The following is an 18,842-nucleotide window of genomic DNA, read 5'->3' as shown; positions in this document are numbered from 1 at the left end:
GTTCAAAAATTCCATTTAGACCCTCATTTTATGGAAAAGAATAAGAACCCCTTTTGAATAGGGATTCTTACTCAGCAGATTTAAGTTTGATTATTTTCTACATATCCTATTCCATAATTACGCCTGAAATAACATAATATTACCAGCGATTTATTAGAAATTAAACATTCTTATTCCCCATCAACAAATATTTAGATTGGCAAAATATTTGGATTGGGCAGTCGGATACCGTGCCAGCTGTGTACATCGCATTGGCCATATTCGCTATCACCTACTGCTACCACCGTTCCGTCAGATGTAAGGCCGACGGTATGTGCACACCCCGCCGCTATCGCTACAATATCGCGCCAATCGCTTACATTACATTGACCATACTCATTTGAACCCATTGCTACTACAGTACCATCCGATTTCAGACCGATTGTATGACTACTCCCTGCCGCTATCGCCACAATATCACGCCAATCGCTTACATCACATTGACCCTGTTTATTATTACCCACAGCTGTCACCATACCGTTTGATTTAAGACCAACTGTATGAAGATATCCCGCCGCTATCACCACAATATCACGCCAGCTACTTACATTACATTGGCCATATCGATTATTACCCACAGTCGTCACCGTTCCTTCCAATTTAAGACCGACTGTATGCCAGTCACCCACCGCGACCGCCACAATATCACGCCAGCTACTTATATTGCATTCTCCTTCTTTATTTCGCCCCACTGCTATTACCGTGCCATCCGGTTTAAGGCCAATGGTACGACGCCATCCCGCCGCAACCGATACAATATTATGCCAGTCGTTTACATTACATTGATCATGATTATTCCAACCCACTGCAACCGCAGTACTGTCACATTTAAGACCGATTGTATGAGCATTACCCGTGTTCGTCGCCATATGAACATTGCCCGCTGCGACTGCTTCAATATCACACCAGCCGCTTACATTGCATTCTCCTTCTTTATTTCGGCCCACTGCTACCACCGTGCCATCCGATTTAAGAGCAACGGTATGACCACGACCCGCCACTATCGTATCTTTAGGCCACCGTTTCACTTTTAACACCTCTTCTTTCGGTGAAATGTAATTCATGTTTTACCTCCTTGCATATAAGTATCTGTATCCAAATAGATGTTTTTATCAAATTTCATTATAAATGACCTGACTTTTTTTATAAATCTACAGCTACAAAAGAAGCCTATTATTACTTCTTCAAAAAATAAAAACCTCCAGTTTAAGTACTAGAGGTCTTCCATTTTATTTCTTTAATCTCTCGATAAAATCCTGTAACTTATCAAGCGATTTCATATTATGATTACAAGCTACACCATCTTTGCAAATATAGTTTCCCTTTCTAACGAAAGTTCCTGGTACATCACCTTTAATTTCAACTAAAAACATTCCTACTTCTTCATGCCCATGACATAATGAACAAATGCTTTTTTTATTTAAACTTTGAAATGTTCCTTGCAGACCAACAAACTTATTTTTATCATTTTTCGCTATAATAAATTTCCTGCTTGATCCTTTGTCAATCCAGCTTAAATAAGATAATTCTTTCATATCCAGTTCTTCCATATCAGGCAGTTTTAATTTTTTTGCTTTAGGGAATAGTTTTTTTAACGTTTGTGCTGTAACTTCCTGAAACGGAATTACATACGGATTTATTTTCATTAAAAACGATTCTGCATCTTCTCTATTTTTAACTGTTAATACCGTATCAATTAACTCTTTCTGTTCATCCGTTAAATTCTCAAATACATGTATTATCTTTTCAATTGCAAGTGATTTTAACGCTTGAATTACTCCTCTATCATTTGCCGTAGCATGTCCATTTGCTAAAATATAAGCTTGTGACTTTATAAAATTATATTGATCACTTCTAATAAAAGCTTCCATATTTATCACTCCATACAAATTGTTGATCTAATTTTATTGTATACAATGATTACGTTTTTTGATATGTAAAAGATAATTTAGAAATGAACATTACATACTCCGATTATGTTCTACCGATTCATTTCTTGACAAAAGAATCCATCATCTGTTTTCCATTCCGCATATAGTACATCCTCAAATTTAGTAATCCCTTTTTGCTCTATTTGTTTATAAAGCCATCCCTCATCAAAACCTGCTTCCCTTAAATTATCCTTCACTACTTTTCCATCACTAATTAATGAAATGGGTAAGTATACAGGCTTATGTTTTAAACTCAAATCATTTATAGTGGGAGTTTCATATTTACTTTTTTTCAGAACACTTATGTTTCCGTTAGGTTCCAAAATCATATACTCAACTTCCCGGATTGAAAAAACATCTTTTTGCTGCCGTAGCATTTGCTGTAATTGGTTTATGTCCAAATGATTTGAACTTAGTTGTTCCCGGTCAATATATCCATTACGGATAATGATTGACGGAGAGCCTTCAAAAAAACTTCTCGTCCCTCTAAATTTTTGCGTTATTACTTCTATTATATAAATTAACACTCCCCATACAAGTACTGCATATAAAATAGACCATACTTTTATTTCCGGGTCATATATAGTATTTCCGACCAATTCTCCGAGAACAATAGCAGAAATAAAATCAAAAGGCGTTAGCTGTGATATTTGTGTTTTCCCTAATATTTTTGTAGCAACCAATAGAACAAAAAAACCAAAAATCAATTCTATTGTTATTTGTCCAAGATGATTCATATAGGTTCACCTTTCTGTCATATGAAATATAACGTTTTCATTTCCCATCCACGCCTCCATACTATACAATTACGATTCATTTTTGCTATTATCATCCCATTCATACTAAAAATATCGAATCAAATTTTGTAATGAACCTATAAAAAAAGAGTCTGATTCAAAATAACATATGAATCAGACTCTTTTTTAAAATTTATTTAGAATACACTATCTTTTTAATCGTTTCTCCAGAAAGAAAATATTCTTCTGCTAATTGATGAATTGCAATTCCGCTTTTAAAAGCGTCTTTAATTGCTTTATTTCTTTCATCCAGTTGTTTTCTTCCGCCAGATCGTGTACCCCATTTATAATGTTTCGTTTCTTGTTTTGGAATGTAAATTGTTTCACCTTGTATATACTTTTGAATTTCGGTAATTAAACTTTCTGGTAAAACCGTCGCAGCTTTTACGTATTTCATGTCTGCTCGCCCCCTATTTTTTATGGTTCATTTCAATAAGGTGCAAAGCCAAATATAAAAAATGATACGAGCTCATTTAGGCGATTGTATATTACTTGTCTACCCCACGCAAAGTATCGCCATTTCCATACTTGGCTTTGCATGAGACGTTGCAGTGTCTGGCAATTGAATTATAATCGCCATATAAACACCTCCTAATATACCTTTTGCATTTTATTATATGATAAATTCCTTCCCCTTGCATCCACATCCTTTTCAAAGCAAAAAATTACTTAGTTTGATATAATACTTTTTAATCGAATCAAAAATAAATATGAGGTTGTATTATGAAGAAAAAAATAATCACTACACTAGTTACACTATTTATTATTACCATAGCATTATTCGGAACTTACAAATTAATGAATGCAAGAAGTTTTCAATTATTCGGCGAACTGACAAACCGCATTGAAACAAATGAAAAGATAGTTGCCTTAACTTTTGATGATGGCCCTACTAACAATGTAAAACAAATACTACCACTACTAGATAAGTACAATGCTAAAGCTACTTTCTTTGTTATTGGAAACGAATTAGAAAACAATTTACCATTAGGTGAAGCGATTGTTCAATCTGGGCACCAACTTGGAAACCATACATATTCTCATAATAGAATGGTTTTCAAAACTCCTTCTTTTATTAAAGAAGAAATAGAAAAAACGAACTCGATAATCCGTCAAACAGGATATACAGATAAAATTGATTTTAGGCCACCTAACGGTAAGAAACTAATAGGACTGCCATACTATTTAAATAAAAATAATATCGAAACAATCACATGGGATCTTGAACCTGATACTTTTTATAAATCTACAGCTGATAAAATTGAATATGTTAGTAAAAATGTAAAACCAGGTTCTATCATTTTATTACACTCTATGTATGATGAGTCTAATGAAAATTTACAGACCATTGAAGGTATTTTAGACTCTTTATCTAAGAAGGGCTATCAGTTCGTAACAGTAAACGAATTACAAAAAAGAGCAAAATAAAAAGGTAGCGTATCATAGAATGATACGCTACCTTTCTTTTTATATAATTCCAAGTACATTTAAGAATACGATAACAATCGCAATTGGTGCAATATAGCGAAGTAAGAATAACCATAATACAAATAGTTTATAGCCTTTATTTTCACTTACACCAAGCTCTTTCATTAATACATCTTTCTTCATTTTCAACGGAACAAAGATGGAAACTAATAAAACACCAAGCGGCATTAGTATGTTACTAACCGCATAGTCTGCTAAATCAAAAATTGTTTTTCCAAATGGCTTCACATCGCTTAACAAACCGAATGATAATGCTGATGGAACCCCAACAACAAAGATTAACAACCCAACAATTAAAGCCATTTTTTCACGTTTCCCTTTGCTTTTACCTTTTGTTGTTAAGGACGCAACGCTAATTTCTAACATCGAAATTGCTGATGTAACAGTAGCAAAGAAGAATAGTAATAAGAAAACGATGAAGAATAATTTTCCGAACGCCATTTTACTGAAAATAGCTGGCAATACGATAAATAATAGTCCTGGTCCTTGAGATGGTTCCATTCCAAATGCGAACACAACTGGGAAAATTGCAAGCCCTGCAAGTAATGTAATAACAAGCGTTAAAGCTACGATAGAAAATGCTGAACGCGGTAAACTTTCTTCTTTCGGTAAGTATGAGCTATACGTTACCATAACGGCTACACCGACGGATAGCGAGAAGAACGATTGCCCCATTGCATATAAAATGATTTCTGATGTTACGTTTGAGAAATCAGGTTGTAAGAAGAATCGAATTCCTTCTCCAGCACCGTCTAACGTAAGTGCACGAACAATTAATACAAAGAATAAAACGAATAGTGCTGGCATGAAATATTTATTTACTTTTTCAACACCATTTTGTACACCTTTACTTACGATAAAAATAGTAATAAGGATGAATAATAGCTGTGATCCAACTGCTAAATACGGATTGGAAATGATTTCACCAAACGTAGCTTCGTATGCTCCATTTCCTTCCCATAATCTACCTGTAATTGCATTCCATAAGTATAATAAAATCCAACCCCCTACAACACTGTAGAAAGAAAGTAATATGAAACATGTTACAATCCCTAATTTACCTAACCACGGCCATAACGTTTTAGGAGCAATCTCTCTATACGCATCAACAGCCTCTTTTTGTGTACTTCTTCCAATAACGAATTCAGCTAATAATAGCGGTAAACCAATTAATAATGTGAAACCGATGAAAATAAGGAAGAATGCTCCGCCTCCTCCGATGCCGGCCATATACGGGAATTTCCAAATCGCCCCAAGACCAATTGCTGAACCTGCTGCAGCTAATACGAAACCTAATTTCGATGTCCATTGCTGTGAATTCATCTTTTTATCTCCTCTCTTTTTCTTTTTCTTTTTCTTTTTCTTTTTCTTTTCATTATAATTCGCTCTATGTTCATATTGTTCTATTACTAGCCCGTTCTAATCCAACCACTTCCTCTCAAATAAAAAACGCCCCTACGTAAATACGTAGGGACGACAAAAATATCGCGGTACCACCCTAGTTATGAAGATACAACAAAGTTAGGACCTAAATAAAAAACGTCCCTACGCAAATACGTAGGGACGATAAAATATCGCGGTACCACCCTAGTTATGAAGACACAACAAAGTTAAGACCTAAATAAAAAACGTCCCTACGTAAATACGTAGGGACGATAAATATCGCGGTACCACCCTAGTTGTGAAACAATCTTCACCACTTTATTTGATAACGGTATAAACTACCGTCTTTCATTTCCTCATAATGTGAGATTTATGAAAGATGCTCCAGGACGAACTTCATGAATAATCTATATACTGATTCACACCAACCATCAGCTCTCTGAAATAGGGAGATTTTCACTACTATACCCTTTCATTGCCCAAATATTATTTTCCGAATTGATTACTATCATTTTTATCATACATTAAAAATAGTGTCAACTTATATTTTGAAATTTTATGCATTACATTCTATTTAAAAATTCAAAATATGACTTTTTTATGAATAGTATTAGAACATTTATGGTTTATACTGTATTAACTTCTCTAGCAGGTTTATAGTAGTATACGATAAAGTGAAACTTTAATCAGTGGGGGTTTTGTTCATCCCTCACTGATTATTAGTTGAACCAATCGGGCGTTTACGGGCAGTTGATCTCCCACCTAACTTCTTTGCTCCAGTCGCATTTTGAGGTGGGAGTCTTACTGCCCGCAAATAGCGGGATAAATGCAAGACAGCACGAGTAGGAGGAAAGAATTTTGTCTACTTCAAAAGTTTTAAAAGGTACCGCTTTATTAAGTGGTGCAACAATGATTTCACGAATTTTAGGTTTTATATACTTTTTCCCCTTTCAATTATTAGTTGGAACGCAAGGGGTCGCTTTATATGGATACGCATACTCTTGGTACGGTATTTTATTAAGCTTTTCAACAGCTGGTATTCCTATTGCCGTCTCAAAATTTGTTGCAAAACATAATGCACTTGGTGATTATAGTACAAGTAAAAAATTGTATAACTCGAGCGTAAAATTAATGATGTTTATGGGCTTTTTAGGATTTTTAACTTTATTTATTGGAGCACCGTACATATCACAATTTATTATTCGCTCGAAAACACCAGATCCACAATTTATCGCAGACGTAACACTTACGATGCGAGCATTAAGCTTCGCGCTTATTATCGTACCAGCTATGAGTGTTACACGTGGTTATTTCCAAGGTTTTCAACATATGAAACCAAGTGCTGTTTCTCAAGTCGTAGAACAAATCGCACGTGTCGTTTTCATTTTAGTTGGTAGTTTTATCGTCTCAAAACTATTAGGAGGTTCAGTAGCTTCTTCTGTTGCAGTTGCTACATTTGGTGCTGTTATCGGGGCACTTGCAAGCGTCTCTATTTTAATGATGTACTGGAAAAAATATAATGGATTAAAACCTCCTGAGGGTGAGCTGAAAACGAGATCATCAAACATTCCGTTAAGAAGTATTTATATGGAGTTACTACGTTATGCAATTCCAATTGTATTTGTAGGCATTGCAATCCCGCTCTATACGTTAGTAGATCAATATACCGTAGCTGATGTCCTTAGAGCGATGGGAGAACCTTTAGAAACCGCGAATGCAGTTTTCGCTTATATAACGAACTATGCCCAAAAGTTAATTATGATTCCGGCTTCACTTGCAACTGGATTCTCATTAACAATTATTCCGGCTATAACGAAATCATTTACAAGCGGGAAGCTAGATGAATTACAAGGACAAATTTCAAAGATATTTCAAGTGTTGTTATTCTTCACTATCCCAGCCGCATTCGGTCTTGCTAGTATCGCTTACGATGCATTCCGCATGGTTTATGTAAATCCTGAAATTGCACTTAGTGGATCACAATATTTAATTTCATTTGCACCTTCTGCTGTATTAAGTGCGATTTTCACAGTTTCAGCTGCTATATTACAAGGAATTGATTATCAAAGAAAAACAATGATTGCATTCTCAGTCGGTATTCTCGTTAAAATTGTGGTGAACACACCGCTCTTACATTTATTCGGTGGACATGGTGCTGTGCTTGGAACAATTCTTGGCTATCTCGTTTCAAATATTATTATGTTGTACTGCATCGTTAAGTTTGCGAAATTTAAAATTGGCGAAACAGCAAAAACAGTATTTCTTATTACGCTTTATTCCGCGGCAATGTCTGCTGTTGTAATCGCATTAAGAGCATTTATAAGTTGGATTATTCCTGGCCAATCTTATATAGAATCATTGATTATTGTGTTTATATGCGCCTCAGCAGGAGGACTTGTTTATCTTTTATTCGTACTAACGAGTGGACTTGCTTCGCATATTCTCGGTGATCGTATTCAACGTTTACCTGTATTAGGAAAGTTAGTAAAATAAAAAAACAAGAGATGTAACGCGTTGTTACATCTCTTGTTTTTTTACTTCGCATATTGAATGCGCTTTTGTTGTTCAGCAATATTTAATTCTGGAGCATATTGTTCTACTAAATGTAATACCTCTTCGATCAACACTTCTAACTCCTGTACACTATACTCCGGTTTCCCTATTAACGTATTCGCCATACGCTCATATAGATTTTCAGGTTTGATATTCATACGCTCTACATTATAAGCCATCCATTTAAATGCAGGATGATGTACATACAGTTTATTCAAACCAAATAAAACACCGAATAAATCTCTTTGTACTTCACAAATAACATCGTAAAGCATAAGCCAATCCTTTCGTGTTAAAAGAGCCTCTCGATTATGCGAACGATTGCTTAACCAAAGATTTTCTGAAATCATCCTTTTCGCCAATTCTTCTGGATATACTTCAATCCTATCTTTTAGAGCATGTACTTTTACTTCTCCATACAAACTTACACCATCATGAACCGATGATACAATACATTGTTTCTCATAATTTGTATCATACTGCTCTATAACTTCTGAAATAATTTTTTCTACTGTTAATGTTAAAAAGTTACTAATCTCTAGTTTAATTCCTTCTTTCGTCAAATACGTTTCCGACCATTCTTCGTCCTCGTAAGGATGATATGACAAAATCGTTCCACCAATATTATTAATTGGACCTAGACGCTCTTCATCCTCTGGTGGTTCTGACCATAAAATATGTAATTCAATATCTGAATGTTCATCTTCTAACTTTCTCGCTACAGATCCTGCTAAAATAATAGCTTCGACTTTCTTGTTTTGCCTATAAATCTCCGACATCTCTACCGCTTTCTCTTTTAATCCCATTGCATTTCCCCCTAAAACTGCAGTACTCCCCTTACTTTTCATTTATCTATTTCGATATTAAACATTACATTACCTTTTCAAATTCCTACTAAATCATATTTCTACCCAATAACGCTGAACAATTTCGCCAGAATTAGAAGAAACTACTTCATTTTCTAGCACACCGCCAACCTTTTGTATTGTTTTAGCAGAACCAATATTTTCTTTATCACAAGTTATTAACACTTTCTTCAACCCTAATTTTTGCGCCTCAGCCAATGAAAGTTGCAGTTGCTTCGTAGCGTAACCTTGGCGACGTTTATTCGGATGGACACTATAACCGATATGACCGCTTTCCAGTAATAATTCTGGATTTAATCGATGTCTAATATTCACAAAACCTATAAGTTCTCCTTTTTCAACACTTAAAAACTGACTAGACGGCACTCGATTAGATGGTAAGTTTTCTCCTACTTCTTGTATACTCACTTTTGCAAACCATTCATCGAGAGAATCAAAATTTTGTAGAGAACTGCTGCCGTGTGGTTGTTCTCCTGATTGTAAAAACGCATGTCTATATGCCATAATTTCCCCACTATATTCATGTATTGGTTTTAATAGTTTCATTGTCATTCTCCCCTCTTAATAACCTAAAACAAACACCTTAATAGCTCTATTTCGCTATTAAGGTGTTTCTATCAATTTCATTCAAATAATCCCATACTCAAATAACGCTCACCTGTATCAGGTGCAATACATAAAACTTTTTTACCAGCGCCTAATCGTTTCGCTATCATAATTGCTGCGTAAACAGAAGCTCCTGAAGATGGCCCTACTAATAAGCCTTCTTGTCTTGCTAAATTTCTCATTGTAGTTAATGCTTCTTCATCCGCAATTTGAATAATTTCGTTATACACTTCTGTATTTAAGTTTTTTGGAATAAAACCAGGACTTGTTCCTACTAGTTTATGAGGGCCTGGAACACCGCCAGATAACACTGGTGATCCTTTCGGTTCTACTACTGCAATATATAAGTTTGGTAGTTTCTCTTTTAATGTTTCACCGGTCCCTGTAATTGTTCCACCCGTTCCCGCCGTTGCTACAAATGCATCAAGCTCTCCATCCATTTGTTCATAAATTTCAAGTGCAGTCGTATAACGATGTATATTCGGATTTGCTGGATTTTCAAATTGCTGCGGAATAAAACTATTTGGAATTTCTTTTTGTAACACTACCGCCTTCGCAATTGCCCCTGGCATTCTTTGTTCAGCTGGTGTTAAAACTACTTCTGCGCCGTATGCTTTCAATAAATTAATACGCTCTTTGGACATATTATCTGGCATAATTAAAATCGCTTTATATCCTTTAGCAGCTGCATTCATCGCTAAGCCAATTCCTGTATTCCCACTTGTCGGTTCAATAATTGTATCACCAGGTTTTATAAGTCCCTTTTCCTCAGCGGCATGAAGTAAATTATAGGCTGCACGATCTTTCACACTGCGTGACGGATTAAACATTTCCAGTTTTACATACACATCAGCTGCGTCCTCTGGAATAAATTTAGATAATCGGACGACAGGTGTATCTCCTATTAATTCTGTAACGTTTTCACATAATTTCATAGCGCATCCCCTATTCTATCGTTTTCTTATCATTCGGCAGTAACCATGAAGTAAGTCCAATTAATGGTAAACAACTACATAATAGCATAATAAATTGAAGGCTATACATATCAGCTAATTTTCCAAGGACTACAGCACCTAATGCTCCAAGACCAAACGCAAGGCCAACAATTAACCCTGATACCATCCCTACTTTTCCAGGAACAAGCTCTTGTGCATATACAACAATTACACTAAAACTACTAGAACTAATAAAACCAATACATAAAAATAATGGTACAACCCACACGAGCGAAACGTGAGGTAGTAAAAGTGCAAGCGGCGCTGAACCGAGCATTGAAAATACAATTATCTTTTTCTTACCGAATTTATCTGCTAACGGACCACCAAAGAAAGTACCTAATACACCAGCAATCATAAATGCGAATACGAAATACTGGGCATTTTTTATAGATAAACCGTAATGCTCAATTAAGTAAAATTGATAAAAATTCCCGATACCAGCACCGTACCAAGAACGTACAAATGTTAGAAAAACAAGAAGTATAATAACAAATTTAATATGTGTACTTACAATTGCATTTTCCGCCTCAAGTGCAGCCCTCTTTTTCCTTCTTACAGCACCAGTGGCTAATTCATTTTTATACCAATTTGATACAAAAATTAGTAATACAATTCCTACTGCTGCAAAGGCTGTAAAACCTAAAGAACCAATTTGACCGAGCGGAACGAAAATTAATGCTGTAAAAATAGGTGCTAGAGAATTCCCTGTGTTTCCTCCCACTTGATAAATCGCTTGTGCTAAACCACGTTTGGCACCTGCCGCCATATAAGCAACGCGGGCACCTTCTGGATGAAAGACTGCGGAACCTAATCCAATAAATAAAACAGAAATAATAACAATAATAAAATTCGGGGCAAACGCGAGCCCTATCATCCCAAGCATGCTCGAAAACATACCGAGTGGTAATAAAAATGGTGACGGCTTCTTATCTGAATACATACCAAAAACCGGTTGCATAATCGATGACGTCATATTTAACGCGAACGCTATCCACCCTACTTGCATGTAGGATAAATTCATCATTTTTTCCAAAATAGGAAACAACGCCGGTACAACTGCTTGCATCGAATCATTCAAAAAATGTCCGAAACTAATCGCAAATAATATTCGATATATCGTTGGTGTTTCCACTGCACTTTTTTGTGAAACTGCCGGCATATACGAATCTCTCCTTCCCGTACAAAATATATATTTATTACAGTAAGTGTAATAAATTCTGAGTTTTGAAACATTTCTATTCTATACTGGTTTCATTTCTTTTTCCAGAAATATCACTTCATAAATATTAAATTTTCCCTATCTGTTTTATCAGATTTATTTATATGAACTCTCTGTACTTTTTTTCATGCTAAGTTAGGACGACGGGAAGGCTTGCAATTATGAAGAAAAAGACGACCCTAAAACATATTAGGATCGCCCTTTTTATTAAATAGCAAAACGCTTATACTTCTCATAATCACTCGTCTTACATTCTAGTGCAATTTTCGTACCTTCGTTTTCATAACTCGTAGATAAAACGTGCGCATGATTGTTGAAATACGAAACTACCTGTCCTTGATCATATGGAATTAACATTTCACACTTCGTATACTCTTTATAAATGTGTGAGCGAACTAATTCTATAAGCTCTTCAATTCCAACATGTTTCTTCGCAGATAGATACACGCGATCTTCTTGCACTTTCGGAATTTCAACATCTACCATATCTGATTTGTTGTATGCATAAATCGTCGGGATATTTTCCACGCCAATTTTCTTCAACGTTTCATTTGTAATATCAATTAATTGCTCATAATTAGGATTTGAGTAATCTACGACGTGAATGAGTAAATCTGCTTCCGCCACTTCCTCTAGCGTTGAACGGAATGCTTTCACAAGATGATGTGGTAATTTACTTACAAATCCAACAGTATCCGTTAATAAAAATGATTTATTATCCGGCAAATCAATATTTCGTACAGATGTCTCTAATGTCGCAAATAACATATCTTTTTCAAATACTTGTTTTTCTACAGTACCATTAAAAATTTCAAGCATTGTATTCATTATTGTTGATTTACCTGCATTCGTATATCCTACTAATGACACAACTGGCATTTCATTTTTCTTACGTTGTTTACGCTGCGTTTGACGCTGTGCAACAAGTGCCTCTAATTCTTTATTTAGAGCTGCAATTTGTTCTTCAATTTTACGACGGTCTAATTCCAACTTCTTCTCACCGACACCTTTATTTTTCGTGCCAACTCCCCCGCTCTGTCTTCCTAACGATTCACGAAGACCGATTAAACGAGGCATCATGTACTGAAGATGGGCCACTTCTACTTGCAACTGCGCTTCTTTCGTTTTCGCACGTTGCGCAAAAATATCCAAAATTAAAATGGTACGATCAATTACTTTACAATCTAAATCCTCTTCTAAATTTCGAATTTGTGAAGGAGACAATTCATCATTAAAGATAACCATATTCGCATCGGCTTCTTTCACATACGCTGCTACTTCTTCAATCTTCCCTTTTCCAATATAATGCGACGGATTTACTCGTTGTAAATTTTGCGTCACTTGACCGATTACTTCCACATCACAAGCTTCCGTAAGATTGGCTAACTCTTCCATCGAATATACAAAATCAGCTTCATTACCTAAATTTACTCCAACTAATATTGCTCTTTGTAATAATTCTTCCATATATTTATTCCTCCATTTCGATTACGCAAAATAAAAAACACAGGTCACTGCCTGTGTTTTCGTAAACGGATAAGGGTTCACCAAAGAAATAGAAGAAAGCAGTGCTTTCATTCTATAACATGGTCAAAAAGTCCCAAGATAGTATACGTATCCAACAAGTGTTCACCTATACTATCCCATTCTATTTATAAAGGCAAAACAAAAAGAGGGCGTATTCGTCCCTCCCTCTTTTTCACATATAAGCTTAATAAAAAGGGTTCCTTTAAAATAGGCAGACCAATCCCGTTCACTCTGTACACAGACAGAGCCTTTGAGCGCTATTCAATTATCGGCACAAAGTATTGAGACGTAATCTGATTAAGATCAAAGGAAGCCCCTCCGTTCATTTTAAGTTACATAAAGTGTAGCATAAGTAATTCGCTTTCACAAGGTTTAACAACCTATATCACACTAAAGAAAATCTTTATATTTTTACTTTAATCGGCATTTTTTGCGAGTTCTTTTCACAATAAAAATAACCACAGCTACAATGAATAATACACCTATAACAATAAGCACAACTTGCCACGAACTTAAGCCGCTCACCATATCACCTTTTAAATCCACTTTCTTCGTAGGAATAGACTCTTTTGCAATATGGCTTAAAGCTGTTTTATCCAACTCTGCCTCATCTAATCTCTTCGTTCCACTGCAGATAGATGTCTCTAACTTTTCCTCTCCTCTATAAGAAGAAAAGACTAAGTACTCTCCTCCCTCTGCAAAACGAAATGCACAGCTACTTACACTTGTATATATAATAACTTGCGAAGAACTTGTCCCTTTCCAAAAAGAGACAATACATATACGATTCTTTTCAAGAATCTCAAACCCTTCATTATCAATTTTAGAAGCTTTCCGTATATTATTTGGACATCACTCCTCAAATCCCTTTCCTTTTATTAAAATATATTAATTTTATTAAACAGAAAATCTTTATTGACATTTTTATAACCTGATATTAGTATCAGGTTATAAAAATAAGTTAGGAGATGTTCCTATGAATTCTAAATCTCGTATTACCGCAATTGGTACTTATGTTCCAGATCAAGTATTGTCTAATAACGATTTAGAAAAGATGATCGATACGAATGATGAATGGATTGTGCAAAGAACAGGAATGAAGGAAAGAAGGATTGCTAACGAAGACGAATACTCCTCACACTTAGCCATTAAAGCAATCGAAAATTTGTGTACAACATATAAGAAAAACTTAGAAGATATTGACTGTATCATCGTCGCTACAACTACTGCTGACTATGTTTTCCCTAGTATTGCTTGCCAAATACAACAATACTTCAACATACCTCATACACTAGCTTTTGATTTAAATGCGACTTGCGCTGGTTTCACATACGGACTGCATGTCGGTAATAGCTTAATCACTTCTGGATCACATGAAAAAGTACTCGTCATAGCGACAGAGACATTATCTAAAGTTACTGATTACACCGATAGAACGACCTGTATTTTGTTCGGTGATGGCGCTGGAGCTATTTTATTAGAAAGAGATGAAAATAAACCAAGCTTTATCGCTGCTCACATGGGAACAAATGGTGCTGGTGGCATTCATCTATACAGAACAAACTTATCTACTACTATGAATGACACACCACTGCAAACAAATGAAAAAATCGTTCAAAACGGAAGAGAAGTATATAAATGGGCAACACGCACAGTGCCAGCAGGTATAAAAGAACTATTACATACCACAAATATGCAAATAGATGATATAGACTGGTTCGTACCACACAGTGTTAACTTACGGATGATTGAATCTATTTGCGAGAAAACTGAAATTCCAATTCAAAAAACTTTAACCAGTGTAAAATACATGGGGAATACATCTTCAGCTTCCATTCCACTCGCTTTAGATTTAGCTAGAAAAGAAGGGAAATTAAATAACGGAGATACACTTTTACTGTACGGTTTTGGCGGTGGTCTTACGCATTTAGGGCTTATTGTGGAGTGGGATTTAGACTAACACTTTTTATACAGCTAACATTACGGTAAACGAAATTATATCAACGATTCCAGTTAAACTATTAGTTAATCACAAAAAGCGGCATTCAAGGATTTATTAGCTCCCTTTGAACGCCGCTTCTTTCATTTAAATTTTATTTACCTGTCCGAGACCATATCACAACTGGAATAAGCAGTAAGGCTACAGCCCCTCCCGCTAATGATAATGCCGCATAACTGGAATTAGCTACTACCATTCCTGACATCGCTCCACCTGAAGCTCCGGCTAACGCAATAAAAACATCTATTTTCCCTTGTGTTTTAGCACGTGTAGAAGGAGTTGTGGAGTCAACGATTTGAGCTGTACCACTAATCAATCCAAGGTTCCACCCTAATCCAAGTAAAGAAAGAGCAACAATTAATAATAGTAAAGAATCACTGGGTGCTATCGCAGCTATGACACCCGCTGCAAGTAAAATCATCCCACCAGCTATACTCATCGTAGTACGGCCAATTTTATCAATTAACATTCCTGTAACAAGCGATGGAAGGTACATTGCCCCTACGTGAAATCCAATGACTAGCCCTACTTCACTTAGTCCATGACCATGGTGTCCCATATGTACTGGCGTCATAGTCATAATCGCAACCATCACTATTTGAGTAAGGTATCATTACGATTGCTCCAACAGTAACACCACGTTTATTTTCTATCATTTCTTCTGTTACTGGTTGCCCTTTATATGTATGTTCTTGTTTATATGTTTCTATTATGTTAGCAATAATTAACGGGTCTGGACGAAGCATAACGAAAAGGACAAGACCCGCAAGTATAAATGCCGCTGCCGATAATATGAACGGACCAGCAAGGTTAGGAATTCCAATTGAATCGGCAAAATCTCCCATTACGCCTACTAAATTCGGGCCAGCTACCGCACCAAAAGTCGTCATAACCATCGTAATACTAATAGCAGTTGCTCGCTGCTTCCTATCTGCTAAATCGGTACCAGCATAACGAGCTTGTAGATTCGTCGCTGTACCTGCACCGTATATGAGTAAAGAAACTAGTAAAAGAATAATACTATTTGTTAACGCAGCCAATACAACTCCAATAGCCCCTAGTCCCCCTACTATAAACCCTGTTGCAAGTCCTATTCGGCGACCATATTTTTGCGATAACTTCCCAACAAAGAAAGCCGCTACCGCAGATCCCATTGTAAACATAGCAGCCGGTAATCCTGCATATGCATCTGTCCCAAGCATTTGCTGTGCAAGTAGTGCACCTACTGTAATACCAGCAGCTAACCCTGCTCCGCCGAACATTTGTGAAATACTTACTATTATTAACGTTCGTTTATATAATTTTTGCTGCTCTTCTTCTGTATACATATGGTTACTTATTGAAGCATCCGCCTTACCTAGCATTTTCTCACCCTCCTTTTGAAATTAATTCCTCTTGTTAATGTACTATGTTTAACGTTACATATTCAATGTCATTTTTCATCCGTCGCTTTAATTATTAAAAAATCTCTAACTATACTTTACTTATCTCATGCTATATTAAAAATACTACTATTCACAATATACAAGGAGAAAACAATGAAAAAAACACTAGAATTATGCGAAGCTTGCAAACATAATCCAGTACAGCAAATAGAAGAATCTGATGAAGCAAATCAACCTTATAAATTATGTAGCCAATGTCATGAACGTCTTATCTCGTTATCTTTACATCCAAATGAATGGTACAATCTTGCAATCGTTCATTCACCTTATAAGTATTATTTGCACGACGATTTTTATGAAGGAGATGGTGAGGCGACGCAACCAGAATTAGAGATGGATGAGCATAAACTTGCACCCGCGCCTACTTTAGAAGAAGTTCGCTCAAACTTTAAAAACTTACTTGATTACACAATGACTCGATGGTTTCTTCAAGAAGAAGAAATTGAAGCTCTTAATATGTACGATAAAAGCGAAATATTAGATGCTGTTATGAACCGCTTTTCTAACACGATAAATGGTGTAATTAAAACTCGATTACTCGAGATTGTTATATGTGTATTAGGAGAAAATGCCTCTGATTGGATAAGAAAACTGTGGAAGGAATTTGATGAAGATTTAATTGCACCTCTTTCACACGCTGCCGCTTACTGTTTACCATTTGAAGAAGCATTCCCTTTAGTAATAGAAAAGCTAAAATCAGTATTAGAATGTGAGCTTCCGACCACTTCCTTCATTTGTTTACATTCTTTTCAATCCTCAGCAATATTGGATTGGATAGAGGAAAATGCAGTATCATTTCATAGCGATTGGGGACGATTAGCTGCAGTATCACAACTAACTTGGACGCGGATTAAATCTTGGCTAACAAAAGGACAACCATTAAGTTTAATAGCACTGGAAGCAATGGTTAACTGCATACCTTCAAATGAAGATATAATATATGAAATGAATCCCAAAATTTTATTAACAGATCCTTCAGAAATAGAGTCTATTTTAATAGCATACAAAGAAAAAGACAGTGTTTCTAATGTTAAAACAAGTGTTGAAACTATTTTAGAAAACAAAACGGTAATATTTCAACATGCGAATCCTTTACAAATATCTATCAAGAAGAAACCAAAAGACTTTTTAGTTATGGATGGCACAGTACAAATTCATGAAAACAGACTGGATGAATACGTAGAATTCATTAATACAAACAACTATACCCAAGTTTACATTAATGACCTTAGGTATAGTATGGAGCATCTTGATTTTCTAGAACGCTGTCCGCAAATCGAAGCGCTACAAATTAATAGTACCTATATTACCGATTATTCAGCTTTATATAAATTAAAAAACTTAAACTCTTTATCACTAGAAGAACCACAAGTCCCTTTAAACTTAACAGCACTAGAAAGCTTTAAAAATATAGAGGAACTTTACATACAGTGGAATAAAAACATTACAGGGTTCGAATCTTGTTCTAACTTAAAAGAACTATACATTTGGAAATACAAACCGAAACAAAAAAACCTTGAAGAATTAATGTCTTTACAAAACCTTGAAAAACTAAGAATTACACAAGGGAACATTAACTCATTAAAAGGATGTAGAGCATTTCCTAAATTAAAACATTTAGAAATCAATTATGTAAGAAATTTAGAACATATTGATGAAATTGAAAACAATGCTTCAACTTTAAAATACGTCGAATTCGATCATTGCAGTAAAATTAAAAATCACGACTATTTGCGTTATTTAACAGAGTTAGAAACACTCATTCTATCAAGTTGTGGTAACATACAAAATCTACAATTCATTAAAGAGCTACCACGGTTAAAGCATTTTAGCTTCGTGGATTCTACTATTGTAGACGGCAATTTAGAGCCTTGCATCGGAATTGATTTTGTTGGCTTTAATAATAAGAGGCATTACAGTCATAAGTTTAACGAATTAAACCCAGATTTTTCATACTAGCATAAAGAAAAACAGGCTAATAGCAGCCTGTT

At 35.5% G+C, this 18,842-nt stretch carries 15 protein-coding genes, 1 pseudogene and 1 other annotated feature; of the genes and pseudogenes, 4 read left to right on the top strand and 12 right to left on the bottom strand.

Features of this window, described 5'->3' with window-relative positions:
- Positions 1 to 191: 191 nt before the first annotated feature.
- From ABH957_RS07980 to ABH957_RS07965, 4 genes are all read right to left on the bottom strand, one after another.
- Positions 192 to 1,103, bottom strand: coding sequence for an RCC1 domain-containing protein (locus ABH957_RS07980; RefSeq protein WP_404510933.1), 912 nt, complete (start codon positions 1,101 to 1,103; stop codon positions 192 to 194).
- Positions 1,104 to 1,268: 165 nt separating this feature from the next.
- The gene (locus ABH957_RS07975; protein ID WP_377866098.1) at positions 1,269 to 1,910 is read right to left on the bottom strand and encodes a FusB/FusC family EF-G-binding protein; all 642 of its coding nucleotides are present in this window, start codon (positions 1,908 to 1,910) and stop codon (positions 1,269 to 1,271) included.
- A 110-nt stretch (positions 1,911 to 2,020) separates the two neighbouring features.
- The gene (locus tag ABH957_RS07970) at positions 2,021 to 2,707 is read right to left on the bottom strand and encodes a DUF421 domain-containing protein (protein ID WP_404456292.1); all 687 of its coding nucleotides are present in this window, start codon (positions 2,705 to 2,707) and stop codon (positions 2,021 to 2,023) included.
- A 193-nt stretch (positions 2,708 to 2,900) separates the two neighbouring features.
- Complete coding sequence (locus ABH957_RS07965) at positions 2,901 to 3,164, bottom strand: CD3324 family protein (RefSeq protein ID WP_377866100.1); 264 nt, start codon at positions 3,162 to 3,164, stop codon at positions 2,901 to 2,903.
- A gap of 326 nt (positions 3,165 to 3,490) precedes the next feature.
- Between ABH957_RS07965 and ABH957_RS07960 the strand changes: the two genes are divergently transcribed.
- Positions 3,491 to 4,195, top strand: coding sequence for a polysaccharide deacetylase family protein (locus ABH957_RS07960; protein ID WP_404456289.1), 705 nt, complete (start codon positions 3,491 to 3,493; stop codon positions 4,193 to 4,195).
- A 39-nt stretch (positions 4,196 to 4,234) separates the two neighbouring features.
- Here ABH957_RS07960 and ABH957_RS07955 read toward each other — a convergent pair whose 3' ends face one another.
- On the bottom strand, positions 4,235 to 5,578 hold the full coding sequence (locus tag ABH957_RS07955) for a sodium-dependent transporter (protein WP_404456287.1): 1,344 nt from the start codon (positions 5,576 to 5,578) through the stop codon (positions 4,235 to 4,237).
- A 322-nt stretch (positions 5,579 to 5,900) separates the two neighbouring features.
- Positions 5,901 to 6,123, bottom strand: a binding site (T-box leader).
- Between the two features lie 373 nt (positions 6,124 to 6,496).
- Between ABH957_RS07955 and ABH957_RS07950 the strand changes: the two genes are divergently transcribed.
- The gene (locus ABH957_RS07950) at positions 6,497 to 8,131 is read left to right on the top strand and encodes a putative polysaccharide biosynthesis protein (protein ID WP_404456284.1); all 1,635 of its coding nucleotides are present in this window, start codon (positions 6,497 to 6,499) and stop codon (positions 8,129 to 8,131) included.
- 41 nt (positions 8,132 to 8,172) lie between these two features.
- On the opposite strand, the gene ABH957_RS07945 is transcribed toward ABH957_RS07950, so the two are convergent.
- The 6 genes from ABH957_RS07945 to ABH957_RS07920 form a co-directional block, all read right to left on the bottom strand.
- On the bottom strand, positions 8,173 to 8,997 hold the full coding sequence (locus ABH957_RS07945) for a DUF4037 domain-containing protein (protein ID WP_404510931.1): 825 nt from the start codon (positions 8,995 to 8,997) through the stop codon (positions 8,173 to 8,175).
- Positions 8,998 to 9,090: 93 nt separating this feature from the next.
- Entirely contained in the window at positions 9,091 to 9,603 is a 513-nt protein-coding gene (locus tag ABH957_RS07940; RefSeq protein WP_404456281.1) for a GNAT family N-acetyltransferase, read from the bottom strand.
- A 77-nt stretch (positions 9,604 to 9,680) separates the two neighbouring features.
- Complete coding sequence (gene cysK / locus ABH957_RS07935; protein ID WP_404456278.1) at positions 9,681 to 10,598, bottom strand: cysteine synthase A; 918 nt, start codon at positions 10,596 to 10,598, stop codon at positions 9,681 to 9,683.
- Between the two features lie 10 nt (positions 10,599 to 10,608).
- Entirely contained in the window at positions 10,609 to 11,820 is a 1,212-nt protein-coding gene (locus ABH957_RS07930) for an MFS transporter (protein WP_404510929.1), read from the bottom strand.
- 267 nt (positions 11,821 to 12,087) lie between these two features.
- Positions 12,088 to 13,347 (bottom strand): GTPase HflX, encoded by a 1,260-nt coding sequence (gene hflX / locus ABH957_RS07925; protein WP_404456272.1) that lies wholly within the window; start codon positions 13,345 to 13,347, stop codon positions 12,088 to 12,090.
- Positions 13,348 to 13,818: 471 nt separating this feature from the next.
- The gene (locus ABH957_RS07920) at positions 13,819 to 14,007 is read right to left on the bottom strand and encodes a hypothetical protein (protein WP_404456269.1); all 189 of its coding nucleotides are present in this window, start codon (positions 14,005 to 14,007) and stop codon (positions 13,819 to 13,821) included.
- Between the two features lie 376 nt (positions 14,008 to 14,383).
- On the opposite strand from ABH957_RS07920, the gene ABH957_RS07915 reads away from it, so the two are divergent.
- Positions 14,384 to 15,367 carry a ketoacyl-ACP synthase III gene (locus ABH957_RS07915; protein WP_404456266.1) on the top strand — a complete coding sequence of 328 codons (984 nt, stop codon included), beginning with the start codon at positions 14,384 to 14,386 and terminating at the stop codon, positions 15,365 to 15,367.
- Between the two features lie 133 nt (positions 15,368 to 15,500).
- Here ABH957_RS07915 and ABH957_RS07910 read toward each other — a convergent pair.
- Positions 15,501 to 16,770: pseudogene (locus ABH957_RS07910) on the bottom strand (MFS transporter).
- Positions 16,771 to 16,944: 174 nt separating this feature from the next.
- Between ABH957_RS07910 and ABH957_RS07905 the strand changes: the two are divergent.
- The gene (locus tag ABH957_RS07905; RefSeq protein ID WP_404444478.1) at positions 16,945 to 18,810 is read left to right on the top strand and encodes a leucine-rich repeat domain-containing protein; all 1,866 of its coding nucleotides are present in this window, start codon (positions 16,945 to 16,947) and stop codon (positions 18,808 to 18,810) included.
- The last annotated feature ends 32 nt before the right edge of the window (positions 18,811 to 18,842 follow it).

Source organism: Bacillus sp. RC242, from assembly GCF_044908245.1.
GTDB lineage: Bacteria > Bacillota > Bacilli > Bacillales > Bacillaceae_G > Bacillus_A > Bacillus_A mycoides.
Note: the sequence above shows the minus strand (reverse complement) of the source record. Positions and strands in the feature narration are given on the sequence as shown.